Genomic DNA, 324 nt, shown 5'->3' on the forward strand with positions numbered 1-324 from the left:
GCCGGGTTGAGCGTGAACACGGGCCAGGCGACCAGCGGCATGCCGCTGTCGTCGTCGCTGAAGATCACGTCCGGATCGACGTGCTCCTGCTTCATCAGCCGCTGCACTTCCTGTGCATTACCCTGCTCCGCCGCCAACGCCAGGGCCTGCGCCCGGGGATCCTTGAAGACTCGGTCGAGCGAGTATTTCGACTGCTGCGCGGGCGAAGGCGGCGAGATATCGCAGCCATCCAGCGCGAAGACCAGCAGCAGGCAGGCAAGCGATAGAAACCGTTTTGGCATGCGCCGTCCCTAGGCAGTCATATGGCGATGGTAGCGCCGGTCC

The 324-nt window shown here is 64.5% G+C and carries 1 pseudogene; it reads right to left on the bottom strand.

Going from position 1 to position 324, the window contains the following annotated elements:
- A pseudogene (locus tag ACH65_RS20150) lies at positions 1-281 on the bottom strand (ankyrin repeat domain-containing protein); the annotation flags it as partial.
- Positions 282-324 lie beyond the last annotated feature (43 nt).

This window comes from Frateuria defendens (assembly GCF_001182895.1).
GTDB classification, from domain to species: domain Bacteria; phylum Pseudomonadota; class Gammaproteobacteria; order Xanthomonadales; family Rhodanobacteraceae; genus Frateuria_B; species Frateuria_B defendens.